Annotated in this window: 21 protein-coding genes; 13 read left to right on the top strand and 8 right to left on the bottom strand. The window is 41.2% G+C overall.

Annotated elements, in window-relative coordinates; all coding sequences use genetic code 11:
- Positions 1-50 precede the first annotated feature (50 nt).
- The gene (locus tag KG708_RS03530) at positions 51-1,232 is read right to left on the bottom strand and encodes an acetyl-CoA C-acyltransferase (RefSeq protein WP_213608137.1); all 1,182 of its coding nucleotides are present in this window, start codon (positions 1,230-1,232) and stop codon (positions 51-53) included.
- Positions 1,233-1,561: 329 nt separating this feature from the next.
- On the opposite strand from KG708_RS03530, the gene KG708_RS03525 reads away from it, so the two are divergent.
- From KG708_RS03525 to KG708_RS03485, 9 genes are all read left to right on the top strand, one after another.
- Positions 1,562-1,996: a MerR family DNA-binding transcriptional regulator gene (locus KG708_RS03525; RefSeq protein WP_008114692.1), complete on the top strand. Its 435-nt coding sequence runs from the start codon at positions 1,562-1,564 to the stop codon at positions 1,994-1,996.
- Positions 1,997-2,033: 37 nt separating this feature from the next.
- Positions 2,034-3,209 carry an isovaleryl-CoA dehydrogenase gene (locus KG708_RS03520; RefSeq protein WP_013464901.1) on the top strand — a complete coding sequence of 392 codons (1,176 nt, stop codon included), beginning with the start codon at positions 2,034-2,036 and terminating at the stop codon, positions 3,207-3,209.
- Between the two features lie 10 nt (positions 3,210-3,219).
- Positions 3,220-4,827, top strand: a complete 1,608-nt coding sequence (locus KG708_RS03515; protein ID WP_213608136.1) for a carboxyl transferase domain-containing protein — start codon at positions 3,220-3,222, stop codon at positions 4,825-4,827.
- Positions 4,828-4,839: 12 nt separating this feature from the next.
- Entirely contained in the window at positions 4,840-5,610 is a 771-nt protein-coding gene (locus KG708_RS03510; RefSeq protein ID WP_016899945.1) for an enoyl-CoA hydratase/isomerase family protein, read from the top strand.
- An 8-nt stretch (positions 5,611-5,618) separates the two neighbouring features.
- Positions 5,619-7,610 (top strand): acetyl/propionyl/methylcrotonyl-CoA carboxylase subunit alpha, encoded by a 1,992-nt coding sequence (locus tag KG708_RS03505; protein ID WP_213608135.1) that lies wholly within the window; start codon positions 5,619-5,621, stop codon positions 7,608-7,610.
- Positions 7,610-8,506, top strand: a complete 897-nt coding sequence (locus KG708_RS03500) for a hydroxymethylglutaryl-CoA lyase (RefSeq protein ID WP_013464897.1) — start codon at positions 7,610-7,612, stop codon at positions 8,504-8,506. Before KG708_RS03505 ends, KG708_RS03500 begins: the two co-directional genes overlap by 1 nt.
- Before the next feature lie 29 nt (positions 8,507-8,535).
- Positions 8,536-9,234, top strand: a complete 699-nt coding sequence (locus KG708_RS03495) for a CoA transferase subunit A (RefSeq protein WP_013464896.1) — start codon at positions 8,536-8,538, stop codon at positions 9,232-9,234.
- A 15-nt stretch (positions 9,235-9,249) separates the two neighbouring features.
- Positions 9,250-9,906 carry a 3-oxoacid CoA-transferase subunit B gene (locus KG708_RS03490; RefSeq protein ID WP_013464895.1) on the top strand — a complete coding sequence of 219 codons (657 nt, stop codon included), beginning with the start codon at positions 9,250-9,252 and terminating at the stop codon, positions 9,904-9,906.
- A gap of 248 nt (positions 9,907-10,154) precedes the next feature.
- Positions 10,155-11,033: a LysR family transcriptional regulator gene (locus tag KG708_RS03485; protein ID WP_013464894.1), complete on the top strand. Its 879-nt coding sequence runs from the start codon at positions 10,155-10,157 to the stop codon at positions 11,031-11,033.
- 644 nt (positions 11,034-11,677) lie between these two features.
- On the opposite strand, the gene msrA is transcribed toward KG708_RS03485, so the two are convergent.
- The gene (gene msrA, locus KG708_RS03480; RefSeq protein WP_213608134.1) at positions 11,678-12,964 is read right to left on the bottom strand and encodes a peptide-methionine (S)-S-oxide reductase MsrA; all 1,287 of its coding nucleotides are present in this window, start codon (positions 12,962-12,964) and stop codon (positions 11,678-11,680) included.
- A 443-nt stretch (positions 12,965-13,407) separates the two neighbouring features.
- Between msrA and pxpB the strand changes: the two genes are divergently transcribed.
- From pxpB to asnB, 3 genes are all read left to right on the top strand, one after another.
- The gene (gene pxpB / locus KG708_RS03475; protein WP_213608133.1) at positions 13,408-14,061 is read left to right on the top strand and encodes a 5-oxoprolinase subunit PxpB; all 654 of its coding nucleotides are present in this window, start codon (positions 13,408-13,410) and stop codon (positions 14,059-14,061) included.
- On the top strand, positions 14,061-15,002 hold the full coding sequence (locus KG708_RS03470; RefSeq protein WP_213608132.1) for a biotin-dependent carboxyltransferase family protein: 942 nt from the start codon (positions 14,061-14,063) through the stop codon (positions 15,000-15,002). The genes pxpB and KG708_RS03470 overlap by 1 nt, the downstream gene beginning before the upstream one ends.
- Positions 15,003-15,296: 294 nt before the next feature.
- Positions 15,297-16,961, top strand: coding sequence for an asparagine synthase B (asnB, locus tag KG708_RS03465; RefSeq protein WP_213608131.1), 1,665 nt, complete (start codon positions 15,297-15,299; stop codon positions 16,959-16,961).
- 1,016 nt (positions 16,962-17,977) lie between these two features.
- Here asnB and KG708_RS03460 read toward each other — a convergent pair.
- The 6 genes from KG708_RS03460 to KG708_RS03435 form a co-directional block, all read right to left on the bottom strand.
- Positions 17,978-18,982, bottom strand: a complete 1,005-nt coding sequence (locus KG708_RS03460; protein ID WP_213608130.1) for a transposase — start codon at positions 18,980-18,982, stop codon at positions 17,978-17,980.
- A gap of 206 nt (positions 18,983-19,188) precedes the next feature.
- Complete coding sequence (nadS, locus tag KG708_RS03455) at positions 19,189-19,473, bottom strand: NadS family protein (RefSeq protein ID WP_213608129.1); 285 nt, start codon at positions 19,471-19,473, stop codon at positions 19,189-19,191.
- Positions 19,470-19,808, bottom strand: a complete 339-nt coding sequence (locus KG708_RS03450) for a type II toxin-antitoxin system RelE/ParE family toxin (RefSeq protein ID WP_213608128.1) — start codon at positions 19,806-19,808, stop codon at positions 19,470-19,472. The genes nadS and KG708_RS03450 overlap by 4 nt, the downstream gene beginning before the upstream one ends.
- Before the next feature lie 978 nt (positions 19,809-20,786).
- Positions 20,787-21,083 carry a hypothetical protein gene (locus tag KG708_RS03445; RefSeq protein WP_213608127.1) on the bottom strand — a complete coding sequence of 99 codons (297 nt, stop codon included), beginning with the start codon at positions 21,081-21,083 and terminating at the stop codon, positions 20,787-20,789.
- Between the two features lies 1 nt (position 21,084).
- Positions 21,085-21,420, bottom strand: a complete 336-nt coding sequence (locus KG708_RS03440) for a hypothetical protein (RefSeq protein ID WP_213608126.1) — start codon at positions 21,418-21,420, stop codon at positions 21,085-21,087.
- A gap of 97 nt (positions 21,421-21,517) precedes the next feature.
- Positions 21,518-22,114 carry a hypothetical protein gene (locus KG708_RS03435; protein ID WP_213608125.1) on the bottom strand — a complete coding sequence of 199 codons (597 nt, stop codon included), beginning with the start codon at positions 22,112-22,114 and terminating at the stop codon, positions 21,518-21,520.
- Between the two features lie 225 nt (positions 22,115-22,339).
- Here KG708_RS03435 and KG708_RS03430 point away from each other — a divergent pair, with 225 nt between their 5' ends.
- Positions 22,340-23,305: an integron integrase gene (locus KG708_RS03430; RefSeq protein WP_213608124.1), complete on the top strand. Its 966-nt coding sequence runs from the start codon at positions 22,340-22,342 to the stop codon at positions 23,303-23,305.
- Positions 23,306-23,366: the final 61 nt, after the last annotated feature.

The raw sequence follows: 23,366 nt of genomic DNA, 5'->3' as shown, positions 1-23,366 counted from the left end.
AATTGGGTGCCGCAGCGTTTTTGTTATAGTTGCTGCGGCTTTGTTATTAGTTAAAGTGCTTCTACGGCCATGGCAACGGCTTCACCGCCACCAATACATAAAGAGGCTACGCCCTTTTTAAGACCCCGGTTTTTAAGTGCATGGATAAGTGTTACTAAAATACGCGCACCGCTGGCACCAATTGGGTGGCCTAGTGCACACGCACCACCATTGACGTTTACTTTGCTTTCATCGAGCTTTAATTCGTTAATAGCCAGCATAGTGACCATGGCAAACGCTTCATTAATTTCCCACAAGTCGACATCAGCAGTGGTCCAGCCTGCTTTTTCAAGCACACTGTGCATTGCACCAACAGGCGCTACCGTAAATTCACTGGGTTTTTGAGCATGGGTGCTGTGAGCAACAATTTTGCACAGTGGCGTTAAACCCTCGGCTTTTGCTTTTGATTCACTCATGAGTATTAGCGCCGCACCACCATCTGAAATAGACGATGAATTAGCGGCAGTAATAGTGCCGTCTTTTTTAAAAGCGGCACGTAAACTTGGGATTTTTTCAGGGCGTGCATTGCCTGGTTGTTCATCTATTGAAACGGTAATATCACCTTTGCGGGTTTTGATAGTATGAGGGGCTATTTCGTTGTTAAAGCTACCATTTTCTATGGCTGCGTTTGCTTTACTTAACGAACTCAGTGCAAACGCGTCCATTTGCTCTCGGCCAATGCCGTATTCATCAGCCGTATCTTGTGCAAAACAGCCCATTGCTTTGTTATCGTAGGCGTCTTCTAGGCCATCACTCATCATGTGATCTTTAATTTCGCCATGCCCCATACGCATACCGCCACGGGCTTTAGGAATAAAATAAGGTGCATTGGTCATGCTTTCCATACCACCAGCGATTGCTGATTCAATAGAACCTGCTTTAATAAGGTCATTCGCTAACATCGCTGCTTTCAAACCCGAGCCGCATACTTTATTAATAGTGGTAGCGCCGGTGCTTAGTGCAAGCCCCGCTTTAAGCATTGCTTGACGCGCAGGTGCTTGGCCTAAACCGGCTGGTAATACGCAGCCCATAATAACTTCATCAATTGCATCATTGCTTAAACCCGTTTGAGCAAGTGCACCTGCAATGGCCGTAGCACCTAATTCGGTAGACTGCGCATCACTTAGTGCGCCCATAAATCCACCCATTGGGGTGCGTTTTGCTGCTACAATTACAACGCTTTCGAAAGACATAAAAGGCTCCATTTTCAATTAACGCAAACATGTTTTATTATGTTTAGCTTAATGTTTAAACTAATCTGATAAATACGAGCATACATAAAATTTACGTTTACGCCAACGTAAATCTAAAATCAACTTTCTAATTAGTGTAAAAACTGTAAAGCAAGCTTGCTGAAAATGTATTGCAACCTCCACAAATGGCTTATAACGTTTATAAACACTCAACTTCTAGTGTAAATCCGCATTTATTTTGTACGTCTAAAGTATAACAACCAGATCGCACTTTACCTTTACGTAAACTTCACTTATATTGGGGTTATTCGAATGAGGTAAACATTACAATGAAATCAGACAATCAAACAAACTTTGCAAATTCAGCCAATGAGCCGGCTAAAAACGAACAAACTTTTAGTATCAGCGAATTAGCGAAAGAATTTGATATTACCACGCGCTCTATTCGCTTTTACGAAGACCAAGGGCTTATATCACCAGAACGCAATGGCCAAACTCGTATTTACTCAAAGCGCGATAAAGTGCGCCTAAAGTTAATACTACGTGGTAAACGTTTAGGGTTTACCTTGGCTGAAACCGGTCGTTTGTTTGAACTTTATGATGCAGACAAATCAAGCGCTAAACAGTTAGTTACTATGCTTGACCTCATCAGCGAAAAAAAGGCCGACCTATCTCAACAAATGGACGACATTAAAGTTGTACTAATGGAGTTGGTTACCGCAGAACGTCGTTGTCGCGACACGCTTAGTAAAATAGATGAATAAAATATAATAAACATCATCAAACACACAGGAATGAATCATGAGCACTATTTCACTATATAAAGAAATGAATTTTGGTCTTGGCGAAACAGCGGACATGATCCGCAGTCATGTTAATAGCTTCGCAAGTCAAGAAATTGCCCCACTAGCTGAAAAAACAGACCTTGATAATGCGTTTCCCAATCAACTTTGGCCGCAAATGGGTGAAATGGGCGTTTTAGGCATGACCGTCGATGAAGAATTTGGCGGTGCGGGTTTAGGTTATTTAGAGCACGTTATTGCCATGGAAGAAATTAGCCGTGCAAGTGCCTCTATTGGCTTAAGCTATGGTGCGCATTCAAACCTGTGTGTTAATCAAATAAACCGTAATGGATCACAAGCACAAAAAGAAAAATACTTACCTAAACTAATTAGCGGTGAACACATTGGTGCCTTGGCCATGAGTGAGCCTAACGCAGGCTCTGATGTTGTATCAATGAAACTTAAAGCCGAGAAAAAAGGCGATAAGTACATTTTAAACGGCAATAAAATGTGGATCACCAATGGCCCTGACGCTGATACTCTGGTTATTTACGCAAAAACAGATTTAAATGCCGGTGCGAAAGGTATTACCGCCTTTATTGTTGAGAAAACATTCCCGGGGTTTTCTACCGCACAAAAACTCGACAAACTCGGTATGCGCGGATCAAACACCTGTGAACTGGTCTTTGATAACTGCGAAGTACCCGAAGAAAACATTTTAGGTAACTTAAACGAAGGCGTTAAGGTACTTATGAGCGGCCTTGATTACGAGCGAGTTGTTTTAGCTGCAGGCCCGTTAGGAATTATGCAAGCATGTATGGACATTGTGGTGCCTTACATTCATGAGCGTAAGCAGTTTGACAGTCCTATTGGTCAATTTCAGTTAATTCAAGGCAAAATTGCCGATATGTATACACAAATGAATGCAGCCCGCTCTTATGTGTACACAGTAGCAAAAGCCTGTGATCGCGGCGAAACCACCCGTAAAGACGCAGCTGGCGCAATTTTATACGCTGCAGAGCTTGCAACTAAAATGGCCCTTGATGCAATCCAAATTTTAGGCGGCAATGGCTACATAAACGAATACGCAACAGGTCGTTTACTGCGTGATGCTAAGTTATACGAAATTGGCGCAGGCACCTCAGAAATACGCCGCATGCTGATTGGTCGTGAATTATTTACTGAAAGCCGTTAAGGATTAATTTATGACGATTTTAAAATCGAGCGTTAATCCGCATGATCCAAATTTTGTGCAAAACCACAAAAACATGTCGGCGCTGGTGGATGATTTACGCGATAAAGTTGCCAATATTAGCTTAGGTGGTGGCGCTGCACTTAAAGAGCGCCATGAAAGCAGAGGAAAGCTGTTTGTTCGTGACCGTATCAGTACTTTATTAGATGAAGGCTCACCCTTTTTAGAAATATCGCAATTTGCTGCATTTGGTGTGTATGAACAAGAGATACCTTGTGCCGGTGTGGTTGCCGGTATTGGTCGCGTAAAAGGCGTTGAATGTATGGTGATTGCAAACGACGCGACAGTTAAAGGTGGCACCTATTTCCCGCTTACTGTTAAAAAGCATTTACGCGCACAAGATATTGCTGAGCGTTGCCACTTACCGTGTATTTACTTAGTTGATTCTGGCGGTGCCAACCTGCCAGAGCAAGACGATGTATTTCCAGACAAACTGCATTTTGGGCGTATTTTTTACAATCAAGCACGTATGTCGGGTAAAGGCATTCCACAAATTGCCGTGGTTATGGGCTTATGTACCGCAGGCGGTGCGTATGTACCGGCGATGGCTGATGAAAGTATCATCGTAAAAGAGCAAGGCACTATATTTTTAGCAGGCCCACCACTGGTAAAAGCGGCAACCGGTGAAGAAGTTACCGCAGAAGAGCTTGGCGGCGCCGATGTTCATTGTAAAACATCGGGTGTGGCGGATCATTACGCTGAAAATGATGCGCATGCATTATCTATTGCACGCCAATGTATAGCGCGAATTAATTACACACGCCCTACCGCCCCATTATTAGATGAGGTAAAAGCTCCCCGTTACGACATTAACGAGCTTTACGGCATTGTGGGTACTGATCTTAAAAAGCCATTTGATGTGCGTGAAGTAATAGCCCGCACTGTTGATGACTCGTCATTTGATGAATTTAAACGTTACTTTGGCGAAACACTGGTGACAGGCTTTGCCAGCATTTATGGCAACCCAGTGGGCATAGTGGCTAATAACGGTATTTTATTTAGTGAGTCGGCGCAAAAAGGCGCGCACTTTATTCAGCTGTGTGCCCAGCGAAACATTCCTTTAGTATTTTTACAAAACATTACTGGCTTTATGGTTGGTAAAAAATACGAAGCCGAAGGCATTGCTAAACATGGCGCCAAAATGGTAATGGCCGTATCGTGTGCCGATGTACCAAAATTTACCGTGCTTATTGGTGGCTCTTATGGCGCCGGCAATTATGGAATGTGTGGCCGTGCATTTGAACCGACCATGATGTGGATGTGGCCGAATGCCCGTATTTCAGTCATGGGTGGTGAGCAAGCTGCCGGTGTTATGGCACAAGTTAAACAAGATGGATTAGCCCGTAAAGGCGAAAGCATGAGCGAGCAAGAAGTTAGCGATTTTAAAAAGCCAATTATTAGTCAATACGAACAACAAGGTCATCCTTATTATGCCAGTGCTCGCTTATGGGACGATGGCATTATAGATCCTGTTGATACACGCAATGTGTTAGGGCTTGCATTAACGGCGGCTAAAAACGCTCCGCAGCGTGAGTCTAAGTTTGGCGTATTTAGAATGTAACCGGAGCTTAAAATGTCAGTAACACTACAAATAACAAAATCTAATGTGGCTGTGCTTGTTTTAAGCCGCCCAGAAAAACGTAATGCGTTTAATAGCGACGTTATCCATGAGCTTATTCAATGTATTGAACATGCTAATACGCTCGATATTCGTGCTTTAGTACTCAAAACCGAAGGTAAACATTTTTCAGCCGGTGCCGACTTAGCCTGGATGAAATCAATGGCGGATAATAACTATAACGATAACCTAGCTGATTCAATGCAGCTGGCTAAACTTATGCAAGTATTAGCACAGAGCCCGCATCCTACAATTTGTGCGGTACAAGGTGCCGCCTTTGGTGGGGCATTAGGCTTAATTGCCTGCTGTGATATTGCGCTTAGTAAAGACGATGCACAATTTTGTTTAAGTGAAGTTAAACTTGGGCTAATACCTGCCGTGATCAGCCCTTATGTGATTAAGGCCATTGGTGAGCGTGCTGCACGCAGATACTTTTTAACTGCAGAAGTGTTTGATGCCCACACAGCAAAGCAACTGGGTTTAGTGCATCAAATTACTGGGAACTTAGAGACAGCCCTCGATAATTTGCTGCAAACCTTGATTGATAACGGCCCTATTGCCGTTAAAGCCGCAAAAGCACTTATTAACGATGTTGCCAATAAAGAGATAAACGAGGAGCTAATTGCACTGACTGCAGAGCGTATAGCTAAAATTCGTGTATCAACTGAAGGCCAAGAAGGACTGAGCGCCTTTTTTGATAAACGCCCTCCCCAATGGCAACTCTAGGACGCATTATGAACACAGTACAATTACAAAAAATTCTGATTGCTAACCGTGGCGAAATTGCCTGTCGTATTATGCGCACCGCAAAGCAAATGGGCTTAACCACGGTTGCGGTGTATTCAGATGCAGATAAAAACGCGCAACATGTAAAAATGGCCGACGAAGCCTACCATATTGGTGCTGCGCCAAGTAAAGATTCATACCTAGTCGCAGATAAAATTTTACAGGTTGCTAAAGCCAGTGGCGCTGATTGCATTCATCCAGGCTACGGCTTTTTATCTGAAAATAGCGAATTTGCTAAAGCCTGTGAAGCAAATAACATTGCTTTTATTGGCCCACCAGCAACGAGTATTGAAGCAATGGGCTCAAAAACCCGTGCTAAAGAAATAATGGCCGCGGCTAACGTTCCTTTGGTACCTGGTTACTATGGTGATAAACAAGACCCTGCTTTTTTGCAATCTGAGGCTGAAAAAATTGGTTACCCTGTTCTTATCAAAGCGGCCTTTGGCGGTGGCGGTAAAGGGATGCGAGTGGTAGAAAAGCCGAAAGACTTTATAACTGCACTTGAAGGCGCCCAACGTGAAGCCATTGCCGGTTTTGGTAACGATTTAGTGCTATTAGAGCGCTACGTTAATCAACCTCGCCATGTGGAAGTACAAGTATTTGCAGATAATCACGGTAACTGTGTTTATTTGGGTGATCGTGACTGTTCGTTGCAACGCCGACACCAAAAGGTGATTGAAGAAGCCCCTGCTCCAGGTTTATCTGACGCGCTGCGTAAAGAAATGGGCGAAGCGGCTGTGCGCTGTGCATTAGCCATTAATTACCGTGGTGCGGGTACTGTTGAGTTTTTACTTTGCGGTAATGAATTTTTCTTTATGGAAATGAACACTCGTCTGCAAGTAGAGCACCCAGTGACCGAAATGGTAACCGGCGTTGATTTAGTAAACTGGCAAATTAATATTGCGGGCGGGCAAACACTGCCGTTAAAGCAATCTGATATTCAACTGCAAGGCCATAGCTTTGAAGCGCGTATTTACGCCGAAGACCCAGCAAATGACTTTATCCCGTGTTCAGGTACTATTGAAGCGTTACACGTCCCCGTTAATAGTGAATTTGTACGCATAGATACCGGGATTGCCCAAGGTGATGAAATAAGCCCTTATTACGACCCAATGATCGCAAAGTTAATTGTTCATGATGATAATCGCGAACAAGCGCTTTCTCGTTTGCAACAGGCGCTTGAGCAATTTCATTTAGCCGGCTTTAGTACCAATATTGGCTTTTTACATAACTTAGCTTGCCACGCAAGTTTTAAACAAGGCGCGCCAAGTACACACTTTATTGCTGAGCAAGGTGATTCACTCGCTGTAGTTGATGAGTCATTATTGCTATCAAGCCAGCTTATTGCCGCTTTTGCGTATTTAGAGTCGTTAAACACGCACCAAGCACACACTAATAGCGCCAGCCCTTGGCAACAGCTGAGTGGGTTTACTTTAAATGCACCGCAGGCAATTAAAATCCCATTTGTAGATTTACCGCTAGGCGCTATCAAAACTGCGCAGGGTTACAATGTGACACACATCGCGGGCGTATACAGTGTACAAGGGACGCTAAATAATGGTGTGTGCAACGTATTTATTAACGGTGAAAAGCACAGCGCACATGTCAGCATAACTGACAATGTAATCACTGTAATGAATAAAGCACTACAAACTAAGTTTGAACGTGTTGATAAACATTATATTAGTTCACACGAAAATGACGCGCTGCCGCTCGCTGCGCCACTCAATGGCACGGTGGTAAAACATTTAATTGAAGTAGGTAGCACTATCAGCAAAGGTGATGCCGTTGTTATTATCGAAGCTATGAAAATGGAATATACACTTAATGCACCGCATGACGGCATATTACAGAGTTACTGCTTTGGTGAAGGTGAACTAGTTTCACATGGCGCGCTGTTAGCCATTGTTGAAGATACGACTGTGCAGGAAGGTGCTTAATGAGTGCCTTTGCAAACAAAGTTCGTATTGTTGAAGTGGGTGCACGTGATGGCTTACAAAATGAAAAAACCGTCAGCACTGAAGATAAAGTAACACTTATTAATGCCCTCGCCGCAGCGGGATTAAAAGATATAGAAGCTGGTGCGTTTGTATCCCCAAAATGGGTGCCACAAATGGCAGACTCAAGCGAGGTGATCAGTGCGCTTGACCTTCCAGAGATTAATTTAAGTGCCTTAACACCAAATTTAAAAGGCGCACAAGCTGCGCATGCTGTTGGTATTAAAGAATTTGCTATATTTACGGCGGCCAGCGAAGCGTTTTGTCAAAAAAATATAAATTGTTCAATAGCGCAAAGTATTGATCGTTTTAGCGAGGTAATGACTTTTGCTAAAGCGAATAATATACGCGTTCGAGGCTATGTAAGCTGTGTTTTAGGCTGCCCTTATGAGGGAGACGTTGACCCTCAGGTTGTTTTAAACGTGGCACAAAAGTTATTAGCACTTGGCTGCTATGAAGTGAGCCTTGGCGATACTATTGGTGTTGGCACCGCAGGTAAAGTGACTGAGCTGCTCACATTGCTGCTTAAGCATATTGATAAAAGTAAACTTGCAGTGCACTTTCATGATACATATGGACAGGCGCTCACAAATATTTACGCTGCCTTAAGCCTAGGTATTTCAACGGTTGACGCTGCCGTTGCAGGCCTTGGTGGCTGCCCTTACGCTAAGGGTGCGTCAGGAAATGTTGCCACCGAAGATGTAGTTTACTTACTGCAAGGGCTTGGCATTGAACACGGAATTGATTTAAAAAGGCTTGCACAAGCAGGTTGGCAAATTACTAATGCGCTTAATAAACAGCCTGTTAGTAAAGTTTCAGTGGCATTACACACACAATAATTGCAATAGCATAGAATGAGGAGTCACTCATGGCCGGTTTTGATAAAGTAGTTTCGAGTTATGAAGCTGCAATGGAAGGTTTAAAAGACGGCGATACTATCATCGCTGGTGGTTTTGGTTTATGCGGTATTCCCGAGGGATTAATAGCACAAATTAAAAAAATGCAGACCAAAGAGTTAACGGTCGTATCGAACAATTGCGGCGTTGATGACTTTGGTTTAGGGCTTTTATTACAAGACAAACAAATTAAAAAAGTGGTTGCCTCTTATGTGGGCGAAAATGCCCTTTTTGAGCAACAACTACTGAATGGCGAAATTGATGTAGAGTTAACACCGCAAGGGACCCTAGCAGAAAAAATGCGTGCTGGTGGTGCCGGTATTCCTGCTTTTTATACCGCCACGGGTTACGGTACACCAGTAGCTGAGGGTAAAGAAGTAAAAGAATTTAATGGTCGCCCTTATATTTTAGAAGAGTCAATCACAGGTGAATTTGCCATTGTAAAAGCATGGAAAGCAGACCGCTACGGTAATTTAGTGTTTCGCCATACCGCAATGAACTTTAACCCCATGGCCGCAACCGCAGGTAAAATTACCGTTGCCGAAGTGGAAGAGATTGTTGAACCCGGTGAGCTAGAGCCAAGCCAAATTCATACCCCTGGCATTTTTGTAAACCGCGTGATCAAGGGCAACTTTGAAAAACGCATTGAACGTGTTACCACACGAGATTAAGCAGGAGCACTTAAAATGGCATTATCACGTGAACAAGTCGCAATGCGCGTCGCTCAAGAGCTACAAGATGGGTACTATGTTAATTTAGGCATAGGTATTCCGACACTCGTCGCAAACTATGTACCCGATGGCATAGAAGTTATGCTACAGTCCGAAAATGGCCTATTAGGTATGGGTGAATACCCAACCAAAGACACAGTAGATGCCGATATGATCAACGCGGGTAAAGAAACCGTGACGGCAGCTACCGGTGCAGCTATATTTAATAGTGCAGATAGTTTTGCCATGATACGGGGTGGTCATGTAGACTTAACTGTTCTGGGCGCGTTTGAGGTAGACCAAAACGGGTCTATAGCCTCATGGATGATCCCTAAAAAATTAATTAAAGGTATGGGCGGTGCGATGGATTTAGTCGCCGGTGCAAAAAACATTATTGTTACCATGACCCATGCCAGCAAACACGGCGATTCTAAATTATTAGAAAGCTGTACGTTACCGCTAACGGGCGTTAACTGCGTTAAAAAAATAGTAACCGATTTAGCCGTATTAGAAGTTAAAGACGGCGCATTTCATTTGCTAGAACGAGCTCCTGGCGTGTCTGTTGATGAAATTATTAGTAAAACAGCGGGCAAATTGCTTGTTGACGGTGATATTCCTGAGATGGTTTTTTAAGCGTCTTTAGTAGTTCACCATGTAACGACCTCATTCCCAGTGCCAATGGCGCTGAGTTACCCAAAATCCCTCGCAAGAGGGATTTTTTTTGCCTTTATTTTAGTTTTTGCACTATAGTGACAATTTAACGCACCACTTAGGTGAATTCGCCCTAATAAAAAAATTAAATAACTGATATAGTTAACTTTTATTTTTGGTTTAATAATTGCCTGTAATAAGGTGATTGAAATAACTTTATATTGGATACCATGCAAACACCTATTCGCGGCCTTCGCTCTTTTTGTTTTGCCGCAAAAAGTCTTAGTTTCAAACATGCCGCCAAAGAGCTGTACTTAACACCGTCTGCGGTTAGCCATCAAATTAAACAGCTTGAAGAGCAGCTGGGCATTGATTTATTTCAAAGGCAAACCCGTTCCATAAGCTTAACGCCAGCTGGTAAAAACTTTTTTGAAGCGATTTACCCCATTATAAATATGCTGGAAAGCACCATCACCGAATTTAGTCAGTTACAACAAAATGTAAATTTAACCATTACCCTGCCCGAGTTTTTTGCCAGTGAATTGCTAATGCCAAAACTGAGTGAGTGGACGAGTGAGCATCCTAATATTAATTTACACATGGATACCCTTAAAACGCGCAAAGAGCTGACTCGCCAAAGTGATTTATCAATCATTTTATCTTCAAGTAAACCGCTTGATGGGCTGGCTACTGAGTTATTTAATTTAGAATATATCCCAGCGTGTAATAAAAAGCTGCTCGATCAGTGGCAAAACGATCACTGCCAGGCACTAAATCAAGTGCCGCTTATTGTTCACAAAGCACGGCCTTGGGCGTGGCATCAATGGGCTGAAAAAGTCGGTATTGATGACTTTTCCCCTGCACAAATTATTCAAATAGACAGTATGTTTGGCGTAGCACGGGCTGCACAGCAAGGTATGGGCATTGCACTTATTCCTTTGCCAATAAGCCAAAGCTGGCTGGATGAGCAATGGCTTTACAAACTGTTTGAGCAACCACTAACAACAAAAGACAAATATTATTTAGTACAGCATGGCTCAAGTACCGCTAATCACCCTCTCGATCTGTTTGCAAAATGGGTGATTAACACCTTTAGGCAAACTAAATAGCAAGCTTGAATTAAGCGCTCCTTGTTGGGCGCTTTTTTAGCTAAATTAAAAGTGTGCAACTTTTATTTATTAAATATTTCCCTACCGCAATAAAATAAAACTATTATTTATCAATACCTTATTTATTATGGAAATCTAAAGCTCCATAGGTTAGTTTTTTTCACTTATTAGTTTTGTTTTTATCGCTTGTCGAGATTGAGTAAAAGCTCTAAAGTTCACTTAACCAAACAGCAACACGCTAAAAATTATAAAACGTGTTACTTAAATCAGATTTCATTAGTTTGTAACAACGAGCTAGTAAAAAAGAATCTTTATTGTGTGTGAAGATGTTGTCAGTGTAAAAAACAGCTCAAGTTCGGTGGTGACTTAGCTTGAGTTGTTTTTATTTTACCCTTACACCCGCCAATAAACTAAAGAATCTTTATTGTGTGTGAAGATGTTGTCAGTGTAAAAAACAACTCAAGTCCGGTGGTGACTGAGCTTGGGTTGTTTTTATTTTCATTCTCATCAACAACAATAAGCCAGAATTAGTTTTGTACTAATACAACCCCCCGAATCTTTATTGTGTGTGAAGATGTTGTCAATTGAAATGCAGCGACCGTTAAGTATCTACTTAACCCTCGCTGCTTTTTTTTGCTTAAAATTTACTGTTTTCTGGCTACAAATTCTAAAACAGTCGCATTAATACAATATCTATCTTGCCCTCTAGGCCCCTCACCCGGAAATAAATGCCCTAAGTGAATACCAGTACTTTTAGACTTAAGCTCAATGCGCTGCATTCCCCAGCTGTTATCCTCATGTTGGGTTACACTGTCTTTTATTGGGTGGGTAAACGAAAGCCAGCCCGTGCCTGAGTTAAATCTATCACGGGTATCAAATAATGGCTCACCGCTTAATTTATCAATAAAGATGCCATCGGGCGTGTTTTTAAAAATATCATATTCTTTGCAGTAAGGGCTGTCGGTTTTAGCATTAAACGCCACCTTATAAGCTTCACTGTTGCCAAGCTTAAATGCGCCTAATGCTTTATAAAATTGCTCTGCATTCATGTAGCCTTGGCGAGAATAGACTTCAATTCCATTTTCTAAAAATAATATGGTAGGCGTAGCCCATGTCGCCGATTTAATCGTTAACCCATCAAGCTGATCAGCATGGCGGAAAGTCATTGGAATTGTGCCTTTATAATCATTGGCAACGGCCGCTTTAAACTTTTCGCAGTAAGGGCAATAACTTTGCGAGTCTAAAATGACAATCTGTTTGCCATTTAATAATGCAGTATTATCTACCTTAGGTTTATCACTTTGAGTAAATACAACGCCGGTTGAATGATCAGGGCAATAGCCGTTTGGATTTTTTTCAAGGTAATTTTGATGATACTCTTCAGCCGAATAAAAGCGCTCTAGTGGCTTTATTTGCGTCACTATTTTTCCATAATCGGCTTTACTTAATAATTGCTGATACTCATTCGTAACCGCCTTTGCGATACTCGCTTGCTGATCGGCAGTGGTTAAAATAATAGAGCGATATTGCGTGCCTACATCATTACCCTGACGATTCTTTTGCGTTGGATCGTGGCTCTCGTAGTAATTTTGCAACAGCTCTCTTGCCGAAATAATATTACTATTAAAGGTAACCTGCACCACTTCGGCGTAATTATCCTCATCAAAACGACGGGATAACTTAGTGATATTTCTATATGTTGGTTTAAATCCTTGGCCATCAGCGTAACCCGATTCAGCGTCTAACACACCGTTAAGTGCTTCGTAGCGTTTTTCTGCACCCCAAAAACAGCCCGAACCCAGCACTATTTTTTCAACATGCATGGTGGCTTCTAAATCAGTTGATTTGATTATTTCATCTGACGATATAGCACTCATTGCACTTAGTAAGCCTAAAATGGCAAACGCCAATAGTATTACCCGCTTAAACATACGATGACCTCTTAGTTTTAGTTACTCTAGGGTCTGTTGACCTTTCAAGATTAAATTTGCAGCAGTTTGTTTGGTGTTTAGGCAAGGCAGAGCCTATGTGGTGTGGTTATTCCCCATAAATAGGCGATAACGTAGCATCAATGCCAAACAGGCGCTGCCCTTCGGTTTCTGCCTAGGAGCGATTTACTCTTTGTTGCTCGGTTTTGACTTAGCCCACTAGGTTACAAACCTCGCGCCGCGATTAAACCGCTCCTAGTTTGAACAATTTTAATCCGCAAAGGTCAACAGACCCTAAAGCAGACCTTCAAACGCAAGAATAAATTTCACACTTAATAAAACTTTACGAAGACGGGAATTTAATCGATCCGAGTTTGTCTATTATTATCGTAATAGCACAACGACTGTGATAGCTTAAATACAAACAATATTAATAAGTTATCTGTATGAGCACTTTGCCAAGTATAAAAATATTAACAAATTCTAGTCTGCTTTTTGATGTTTCTCACTACAGCGAACAACACATACTTGCGACGCAAAAAAAACTCTGGGCGCTGTCACAGTATTGTAAAAACACCAATGAATTTATAGATTTAGTCCCCGGGATGAACTCATTAACCTTGTATTTAAAATCAGCCAGTAATTTATATCAATGGCAAAATACCTTAACCAAGCTATGGGATGAGGTTGATGATTACGCCTTTGAAAGTCAGCATCATAAAATAGACACCTATTATCAAGGTGACGATTTACACTACGTGGCTAATTATCATCAGCTAACAATAGATGAGGTAATTAACTTACACAGTAAAGAAATTTACCATGTGTTGTTTTTAGGTTTTGTGCCCGGTTTTCCTTATTTACATGGGCTCAACTCTCAACTGTTTACCCCAAGGCGTGATAACCCACGAGTCAGTGTTCCTAAAGGCTCGATTGCAATTGGGGCAGACCAAACAGGCATTTACCCTGAAGACTCACCCGGTGGTTGGCATATTATTGCCCATACTGATGCCTGTTTATTTGATGCAACCGCCTCAACCCCTTGTTTATTTAAACCCGGTGACACCCTTGAATTTGTGCCTGTTAAAAGGAATAAATAATGATTAAAATCATCAAACCCGGTATACAGCTTACAATCCAAGATTTAGGCCGTGTGGGTTTTCGTCATTTAGGGGTTAGCCGCTCTGGTAGCCTAGACGCCTATGCGCACATTATTGCCAATCGCTTAGTAAATAATCACGATAACGATGCCGTACTTGAACTCACAGTCGGGTTATGTGAATTGCAATTTGAGTGCGATACCGTTATTGCTCTGCATGGAGCCGATTTAAACGCTAAACTTGACGCTCAAGCGGTTTACCCCGGTTGGAGTTACCCGGTAAAAGCAAAACAAACACTTAAATTTGATACAGGACGCGGTGGCTCCAGAGCTTACATTGCCGTAAAAGGTGGAATTGAATGCCCTGAAGTTATGGGTTCTAAATCAACCGACTTAGGGGCAGCCATTGGTGGTTTTAATGGCCGAGCGTTACAAAGCGACGATATTATAAAAATAACCCCATATACTCAGTCTTGGCTATGTAATAAAGGTGCATTAACACCGCCTAAACGAAAAGTTATTCGGCTACATCAAGGTCCACATCATGAACTACTTACACCTGAGTGTATAAATGCTTTCTGTACCACCTCATTTACTATTAACCCGAATAGTAATCGAATGGGGGTACGCTTAGATCATAATAATAGCCAAATAATGCAACACTCGCTTTCGCTGCACTCACTCGCGGTAGCACCAGGCAGCGTGCAACTCCCACCCGATGGCAACCCAATTGTGCTATTAAATGATGCACAAACAACGGGGGGCTACCCATTGATAGGCCATGTAATAGAGGCGGATTTACATCAGTTTGCTCAATTTAGAACCGCCGATTCAATTACTTTTGAATTTGTAACGCTTGAACAAGCAATCGCAGCTAAAAATAAACTCGATGCGCATCTATCTCAGCTTAAGCTGAGTTTAAATCGCTATTGGGCTAATTAACATAATGCGATAACGCTGTTTTCTAAATGATTATATTTGCACCCACTTGGTGCAAATATAAATTTGCATCAGCATGAAACGCTAACCCTGCCTGTTTTAAATTAAAAATTGTACAATCCGTTGCTATCACACTATCAACCTCACCATGTTGGTGCACCAGTAACTTGTTTGGTGCATAAATTATTCTTATTAATTTAAAAAAGGCGTGTGACTTAGTTATTTATTTCTGATAAAACAAGGTTAGTCTTTAGCAAACTCGCTATCGTAGGCACTTAATAGGAATGAGGAAAAATTATGTGTTCAATTTTTGGTGTACTCGATATTAAATCGGATCCCAGCCAGTTACGCAGTCAGGCAATCGAAATGTCTAAACTGTTACGTCATCGTGGGCCAGATTGGTCTGGTGTGTATTCATCTGATAAAGCAATTTTAGTGCATGAGCGCTTAGCCATTGTTGGCGTATCAAGCGGTGCACAACCCCTTTACAACCCAGAAAAAACCCATATTTTAGCGGTTAATGGCGAAATTTATAACCACAAAGAGCTGGCCGCTAATTTAGAAGTCGACTTTGATTTTCAAACCCAGTCAGATTGTGAAGTGATTTTAGCCCTGTATAAACAAAAAGGGCCAGCATTTTTAGATGACTTAAATGGTATTTTTGCTTTTTGTTTATATGATGAAGACCAAGACGCGTACTTAATTGGTCGCGATCACATTGGTATTATTCCACTGTACACAGGTCACGATGAGCACGGTAACTTTTATGTAGCGTCAGAGCTCAAAGCGCTCTCACCTATTTGTAAGCACATTGAAGAGTTTCCGCCGGGGCATTACCTTTACAGCAAAGACGGCAAATTAACCCCTTACTATCAACGTGATTGGCAAAGCTTCGACGCTGTTAAAAACAACGATGCCAAAGCAGAAGATGTAAAAGATGCATTGGAAGCGGCGGTTAAGCGCCAGCTTATGTGTGACGTACCCTATGGCGTATTGCTATCCGGTGGCTTAGATTCATCGGTTATTTCCGCTATTACCCAGCGCTTTGCTGCAAAACGTATTGAAGATAACGATGAAAGTGATGCTTGGTGGCCTAAACTGCATTCCTTTTCGGTGGGTTTAGAAGGCTCCCCCGATTTAGCCGCCGCGCAAAAAGTAGCTGATATGATTGGAACAATTCATCACCCTATTATCTTTACTATTCAACAAGGTATTGATGCACTCAAGGAAGTGATTTACCACATTGAAACCTACGATGTAACCACCATTCGTGCATCAACCCCAATGTACTTAATGGCGCGTCAAATTAAAGCCATGGGTATAAAAATGGTACTCTCAGGTGAAGGTGCAGATGAATTATTTGGCGGTTACTTATATTTTCATAAAGCGCCTAATGCACAAGAATTTCATGAAGAGCTGAACCGTAAAGTTTCAAAGCTCCATATGTTTGACTGTTTACGTGCCAACAAATCAATGGCGGCTTGGGGTGTTGAAGCACGCGTGCCATTTTTAGATAAAGAGTTTGTTGATGTGGCAATGCGCATTAACCCTGAGGCTAAAATGTGTAAAGACGGCAAAATTGAAAAACACATTTTACGTGCAGGCTTTAACGGCTACCTCCCAGATGAAGTGTTATGGCGTCAAAAAGAGCAATTCTCCGATGGTGTTGGCTACAGCTGGATAGATACCTTAAAAGAATTTGTTAATGAGCAAGTAACGGATCAAGAATTGGCGAATGCCAAATTTAAATACCCAATTAACACCCCAGATTCAAAAGAAGCGTATTTTTACCGCAGTATTTTTGAGTCGCACTTCCCAGGCGATGCCTCGGCTAAGTGTGTACCGCATGGTAAATCAGTTGCGTGTTCAACCCCAGAAGCACTCGCATGGGATGCATCATTTCAAAATAATGCTGATCCATCAGGGCGCGCCGCGGGCGTTCACAACGAAGCGTATAAATAAAATTTAACTATTTTAAGCTGCAGTGATAGAGCTGCAGCGTTTTTTTGCTGTCTTTGTGCGTAATTTTCTTAATGATCTTATTTTAAGTTTACCCGAAGGCAAAATATATAATGCGCGGCATAAAGCCCCGCCACAAAATCATTTTTCACCACAGAAAGCACCGAGGCGCTACACCGAGCAATACATAAACTGCGGAGCAAGTTGGACGCTTATTTTGCGCCGTTTGTTTTTGCAAAAAAGTCATCTACTTGTGGAGTCAGGTTTAATACGTTTGCTAGGAGTGCCTACCCCTTATATCCAGCGATAGCGAGTTTTTTAGCTTTTTCAACTGCTACAACACTTCTATTTAAAAGGATTTTACCTAATATTTCATCGCTTCTTTGAGAAGCCCTATTTGGATATTTATTCTCAATTTTTTGCGCGACACAACACCATACATAAGCTTCTTGTAAGTCTAGTATTGATTTTCAGTTGATAATAAAACACACAAAGCAGACGGAGCCAATTCGTATTTAAACTTCGCTGACTCTAGTAGGAACTCAAGCCCAAATTAGGCTCAAATTCCTTTCTATCTTCATTAATCACGAACAATTGCTCTGGCGTATATTTGCTTTAATCTTTTGCAAATACGGCACCTGACATTAGAAAAGATAGTAAAAAAATTGCAGCTTCATAAGCACTCCTAGACAGGGATTATAAAAGGGGATTACCAAAGGACAGGCACATATTTGTGACAATTAAACTAACAACTCTCCTGTTGCAGCTGACCTTGCTAATAATCGCGTAGGCCGCTATTTCTATGGTAAATATGCTACTTAAAAACTTTATTTTCTTGACGATGATCGAAATTTTACCTGTGTATTTATCATCACCACACAAAAACGCTCGTTTAACGCATCGTGAGATTAAGTGCTAATAAAGTGTGGCGGCTAAATCAATCGGCTTTTTTCTTGCGCTAGTCATACATGGCAACTTTAGTGGGGCTACAGCAATTTAAGGAAGCTGTTACTCTTCTTTTAGCCTACGCCTTTGTACCATTTTACATCGTTGCTGGCGGCTTGTTGCTTTAACCGTTCTTTACTGCCTGCGAAATTTGAGTACTGCTGCCTAAATCGCATTATTGATTCAAGCCATTGCGCTTCTTCTATATTTAAAGTGAGTAGCACTTTTGGCACAGCGTTCTTGATATGCCCTTTTTTCTTTGGATCTATGTGACGGCCACTCCAATCAACTAACTCAATGTAATCCAGAAAGGCAAAAGGGAGCGTATTTTTGATGTGGTTGCCACCAAATGGTTTTAGCTGGGTTGGCTGGCTTTCATGCTGAGTATTATCTTTTTGTTTGATAGGCTCTTCTACTTTAACGTTGTCCATAGTGAAGGCTTTGAAATGCGCTATACGCTCTTGAATTGAGGTAAAATCACTGTCTTCAAGTGTATCGGCTATGTTTGCTCTTATAGGATTCAAATCAACGTAGGCCATGCAACTGAGCACTGCGATTTCATCTAATAATGCTTGTGATTTATAGCGCCCTTCCCAGTACTTGCCCTTGCAGTTATCTTCTTTATTGGCTTCGCGGGCAATGTATTCATTGAGGTTTTTCATATACCAGCTTATGTCATAGAGTCTTTCTCGCCATTTAGCGATGATCTCATTGAAAAAGACTAAACTTACCTTATCTAAATCCTCTCCATTTAAGTAGCGATCAACCAAAACATGGCCATTATAAAGCTGATACCAACGGGTAATTACTTCCTCATCAGACCAATCAAGTGCTTGACGCCGGTTTACGTTCACAACAAGATGGTAGTGATTACTCATAATCGCGTAGGCCGCTATTTCTATGGCAAATACACTACTTAAAAATTTTATTCGCTCTACTAACCACTCCCGACGATGATCAAAGTTTTTACCTGTATATTTATCGTCACCACACAAAAACGCTCGCCTAACGCATCGTGAAATTAAGTGGTAATAAGATGTGGACGCTAAATCAATAAGCTTTTTTCTTGCCCGTGTCATAAATAGCAACGCCTGTTGAACTGTATATAACAACAGTAGTTGATGCTATGGATTTTGCAAAAAAAATTGCAAAAAAAAGTGCCTGTCCTATTTTTCCCTATGTCCTATTTTTCCCTAACCGTATCACCTTAAACACAAAACCCAACGATGGAATGAGAAATGCCATGCGTTAGGAATCGCTCTTAAATTGTTTTTTATCTGTTTGGTTACGCAAGAGCCCTGATCACTGCTTGAGGGTCTTTAGCTAGCACATTAAGAAGTACTAATGCAGGACCTCTTGGAGTTCTATCTCCACGCTCCCAATGACGTAATGTGCCAAGGCTGATGCCAAAAGTAGATGCAAACTCAGCTTGTGTCATTGCCACATTATTGCGTACAGCTTTAACGTCAACAGGTTCAAACTTATGAACAGTAGCCTCTTTCATTTCACCGTCAGCAAACTCAATGGCTTCCATTAGTCCTTGCTGGATACTTTCAAATGCATTAGTCATGATTGCCTCCTGTAACTGTCTGCAAGTATTTTGGTTAGTTTACCAAGAACATTACATTCAGCTTTAGATAGGTTTGCTTTCTCATTTTTACCAAATAGAGAAAGCATGAACAGTGGGGTTTCTTCACTATGGTAGTAATAAATAACTCTCACACCACCACTTTTACCACCGCCCTCTTTTGCCCACCTAAGCTTACGAACTCCACCTGTACCTTGCATTAGCACACCTGCTTTCGGGTGCTCAGCTAAGTAGCTGATGATTTGTTTGTTCTCGTCTTCAGAAAGGAGTTTTTCAACTCGTTTCTTATATTCGGGTAATTCAACGATTGTATGCATAGTTGAAGTGTAAGCCAATGGATTACTTTTGGCAAATTATGATTAAAACACATAACGAGGCTGTAGAATAACTAACGAGAAAAAGGGACAGGAACTAACAGAAAAAGGGACAGGCACATATTTGTGACAACTAAACTAACAACTCTCTTGTTGCAGTTAACCTTGCTCATAATCGCGTAGGCCGCTATTTCTATGGTAAATATAACTTTATTTGCTTAACGATGATCGGAGTTTTTACCTGAGTATTTATCGTCACCACACAAAAACGCTCGCCTAACGCATCATGAGATTAAGTGCTAACAAAGTGTGACTGCTAAATCAATAAGCTTTTTTCTTGCCCGGGTCATATATAGCAACTCCTGCTTAACTGTATATAGCAACAGTAGTTGATACTATGGATTTTGCAAAAAATGTGCCTGTCCTATTTTCCCTGCTATTTTCCCTGCTATTTTCCCTGACATATGGATTCCTTTTTACCTAACGCCCAAATTTAGCGCGGAAAGCCGCGCAGCGGGTTGAAGTCGCAGCCAGCGCTTTTTGCTGGCGATAATATTTGTTTGTTATGTTCTTACCACCGATGTTATTCACTGCCATTTTTACCAACACTGTAACCACAATTGCAGCATGTATTACTCGGAAGCCTAAACTGCTTTAAAGAGAGCGCAACCTGATTTTTCCTGCAATTGGGGCAGGTAAAATTAACCGCAATAACCAACAAAGCAATAGCGAAAATGAAAGAACCTATATAGAACGGGTTAGTATAAAAATTAATGCTCGGCGTAGAAAACTGAAAGCCAATAATGCAGACAATTAATGCAACAAGCGAGAGCTTAAATTTTTTGCTTTTGTTCAATGCACAAAATCCTTTTAGAGAACATAACGCTTTGCTAATTGGCTGCCGCAGCGTAGCGTAGGCAGTCCAGTGTAGGCCACGCTTTTTGTGGCCGGAACGAAATTAAGCAACTTGTTATATTTTTGTTATTTACAGTTAGTTGATTCTACTGCATAACTAACTGTGTGGCCTACTAAATACTGATTAGCAATATAAGCATTTACTTGCCTTTCACACCACTGCATGGCATCACCTTGACTTTCGTAGCCGTTGCCACCCGCATTCCAGCATTGTTTTAAATCATTGTCACGATCCGCGGCAAATAAAGCTTGAGAGCTGGTGATTTTACAAGATGAATATGTAGATTTAGATGAGCCATCATCATTACTGCCACCACATGCAGATAATGCAAAGATAGTTGACAAGATTAATAGTTTTCTCATGTTATTCTCCTTGCGCATATTGATTAGTAAATGATTCCGTGAACACTACACGGGACTTGCAAGGTACCTCAAAGTATTCGTGGTCGTTGTTCTTAATTTGAAGTTCAAGATTGTCGTAACCAGAACACTCAAATTGAACTCCAGACGCAGGAGTTAAATTGAAAGTTTCACCATAAAGGTCAACCTCAATTTTTTCATTTGAAAAGTTTTGAATTGATAAAGTTGATAATTCAGTTTTATAAACTTCGACATTTTCTAATGGAGAGCTGTATTCGCTTGCGATTACAGCTGAGGATAATAGACCTAAGGTTAGGACTAATTTACTACTAAGTTTCATTATAACTCCTGTTGGTAGTGAAACTAAAAATTGCACAAGTTGTGCAGAAAAAATATAACGCCTAAAGAAGCCGCGCGTCTTTTTGCGTCGGCTTGCTTTACTTGTTAAGCCTGGCCCGGTACTGAACCAGCTTTTTTGTGTATTGTTTGATGAACTCACTATATTGGTACTCTTTATCTAAGCTTAGAACCAGTTCAATTTCTTGAGTAATCTCCTCGCATTGCTCCAGTGTGGCACCATCATTGCCATAGAGTATACCGCTCGGCCACTCGTGCTCACTATACTGAAGCCACTTCACTATGCATTCAAGCAACAACAGCCTAGCTTCGTCGTTTTCTGGTTTAAGTGCATGACACTTACGGAGCAATTCCATTTCTGAAACCCACGCCAATTCCTCGTGAGTTTTTGGTGCTTGGTAGATATTTTGTATTAGCTTCGCTAGCCAAAGTGTTGAAGCGAAGTCACCTTCGATATAGCCAGCTTTAAGAACTGGGTAAACCAGCTCATGAAATATTTCGTGCCTTACGCGTGAGCTGGGGTTAGATCCAAGATCAGCGAGGTTTCCCCAAACCCAATCATCAATATCCCCACTGCTCTCAAAAGAAGAGATAAAACCACGTAGAGACTCGGTAGCTTTCTTCTTTAGGCCTGAGTCTTGGAAAATCAGGAATTTATGATAATGCTCAATATTCATAGAGGCTTAACAGCTTATTCAAAGGATCTAAACCCGCAAGTTGCAGATATAAAATCCTTTGAGTTTTTTAATATTTTAAGTTTAACTCTGTATCTTAATGTAAATCAAGGGATTTATATTTGTTGTTTTTTTGTTGTTGTAAAATACAAGAAATAATCCCGCGAGTTGTTGAAAAAAACTAAATACAACTACTGTTTATATATACAGCAATAAATGGAACAGATTATGGCTTCTGTATTTTTAGAATCCATCCGTGACTTTATGATAACGCGTCGTTATGCCAAGTGTACTATAGACACTTATCAATATTGGATAAAATTTTACATTTTATACCATGCTAAAAAACATCCGGCGCAATTGGCAGAGTTGGAGGTTGAGCAATTCTTATCTTATTTAAGTAATCAGCGTAATGTTGCAATGAAAACTCAGGCAACGGCTTTAAATGCTTTGGTATTTTTATACCGTCATATTATTAATCGGCCGTTATCACTTAAGATGAATTTTAATAAATCACTCGTGCCACCTAAATTACCTGTAGTACTGACCCGTGAAGAAATGCAGCGTTTATTATTGGCAATGGATCCAAAGTATAAACTTATCGCTCAGTTACTTTACGGTAGTGGTCTACGTTTAATGGAAGCTGTAAGGCTACGGGTAAAAGATGTCGATTATGACTATGTCTCATTAATGATTTGGCAGGGCAAAGGCAATACAAACCGCAGAGTAATATTAGCACTCGAACTACTGCCGTTGTTGCGCAGCCAAAGTCACTTGGTAAATGACTACTGGCATCGAGACAAACAAACAACAGACTATGCCGGTGTCTGGCTTGCGAATGCATTAGCTAGAAAATACCCAGCGGCTCCTTATGAAATGAGCTGGCAATATTTGTTTCCTTCTGCCCAGTTAAGCATGGACCCAGAAAGTAAAAAGCTGCGTCGCCACCATATTGATGAAACAACGGTTCGTAAAGCAATTAAACAGGCAGCAAAGCTGGCAAAAATTCAAAAAAATGTTACCTGCCATACACTACGGCACTCGTTCGCTACCCACTTACTTGAATCTGGTGCAGATATACGCACCGTGCAAGAACAACTTGGCCATAGCGATGTTCGCACCACACAAATATACACTCATGTTTTACAACAAGGCGCGAACGGGGTAATTAGCCCACTAAGTAAAATATTATAAAGTATTAATTTAAAAGATTTTTTATCTAATCTAATAAGCTTTAAAAGTGCGCTATAATTTT

This window comes from Pseudoalteromonas sp. (assembly GCF_018402495.1).
Classification (GTDB): domain Bacteria; phylum Pseudomonadota; class Gammaproteobacteria; order Enterobacterales; family Alteromonadaceae; genus Pseudoalteromonas.
This window is presented reverse-complemented; position numbering and strand designations above follow the sequence as displayed.

Bases quoted from the DNA above. Each gene is read 5' to 3' on its own strand.
- KG708_RS03530 (WP_213608137.1), bottom strand. From the start codon at position 1,232: ATGTCTTTCGAAAGCGTTGTAATTGTAGCAGCAAAACGCACCCCAATG.
- KG708_RS03525 (WP_008114692.1), top strand. From the start codon at position 1,562: ATGAAATCAGACAATCAAACAAACTTTGCAAATTCAGCCAATGAGCCG.
- KG708_RS03520 (WP_013464901.1), top strand. From the start codon at position 2,034: ATGAGCACTATTTCACTATATAAAGAAATGAATTTTGGTCTTGGCGAA.
- KG708_RS03515 (WP_213608136.1), top strand. From the start codon at position 3,220: ATGACGATTTTAAAATCGAGCGTTAATCCGCATGATCCAAATTTTGTG.
- KG708_RS03510 (WP_016899945.1), top strand. From the start codon at position 4,840: ATGTCAGTAACACTACAAATAACAAAATCTAATGTGGCTGTGCTTGTT.
- KG708_RS03505 (WP_213608135.1), top strand. From the start codon at position 5,619: ATGAACACAGTACAATTACAAAAAATTCTGATTGCTAACCGTGGCGAA.
- KG708_RS03500 (WP_013464897.1), top strand. From the start codon at position 7,610: ATGAGTGCCTTTGCAAACAAAGTTCGTATTGTTGAAGTGGGTGCACGT.
- KG708_RS03495 (WP_013464896.1), top strand. From the start codon at position 8,536: ATGGCCGGTTTTGATAAAGTAGTTTCGAGTTATGAAGCTGCAATGGAA.
- KG708_RS03490 (WP_013464895.1), top strand. From the start codon at position 9,250: ATGGCATTATCACGTGAACAAGTCGCAATGCGCGTCGCTCAAGAGCTA.
- KG708_RS03485 (WP_013464894.1), top strand. From the start codon at position 10,155: ATGCAAACACCTATTCGCGGCCTTCGCTCTTTTTGTTTTGCCGCAAAA.
- msrA (WP_213608134.1), bottom strand. From the start codon at position 12,964: ATGTTTAAGCGGGTAATACTATTGGCGTTTGCCATTTTAGGCTTACTA.
- pxpB (WP_213608133.1), top strand. From the start codon at position 13,408: ATGAGCACTTTGCCAAGTATAAAAATATTAACAAATTCTAGTCTGCTT.
- KG708_RS03470 (WP_213608132.1), top strand. From the start codon at position 14,061: ATGATTAAAATCATCAAACCCGGTATACAGCTTACAATCCAAGATTTA.
- asnB (WP_213608131.1), top strand. From the start codon at position 15,297: ATGTGTTCAATTTTTGGTGTACTCGATATTAAATCGGATCCCAGCCAG.
- KG708_RS03460 (WP_213608130.1), bottom strand. From the start codon at position 18,982: ATGACACGGGCAAGAAAAAAGCTTATTGATTTAGCGTCCACATCTTAT.
- nadS (WP_213608129.1), bottom strand. From the start codon at position 19,473: ATGACTAATGCATTTGAAAGTATCCAGCAAGGACTAATGGAAGCCATT.
- KG708_RS03450 (WP_213608128.1), bottom strand. From the start codon at position 19,808: ATGCATACAATCGTTGAATTACCCGAATATAAGAAACGAGTTGAAAAA.
- KG708_RS03445 (WP_213608127.1), bottom strand. From the start codon at position 21,083: ATGAGAAAACTATTAATCTTGTCAACTATCTTTGCATTATCTGCATGT.
- KG708_RS03440 (WP_213608126.1), bottom strand. From the start codon at position 21,420: ATGAAACTTAGTAGTAAATTAGTCCTAACCTTAGGTCTATTATCCTCA.
- KG708_RS03435 (WP_213608125.1), bottom strand. From the start codon at position 22,114: ATGAATATTGAGCATTATCATAAATTCCTGATTTTCCAAGACTCAGGC.
- KG708_RS03430 (WP_213608124.1), top strand. From the start codon at position 22,340: ATGGCTTCTGTATTTTTAGAATCCATCCGTGACTTTATGATAACGCGT.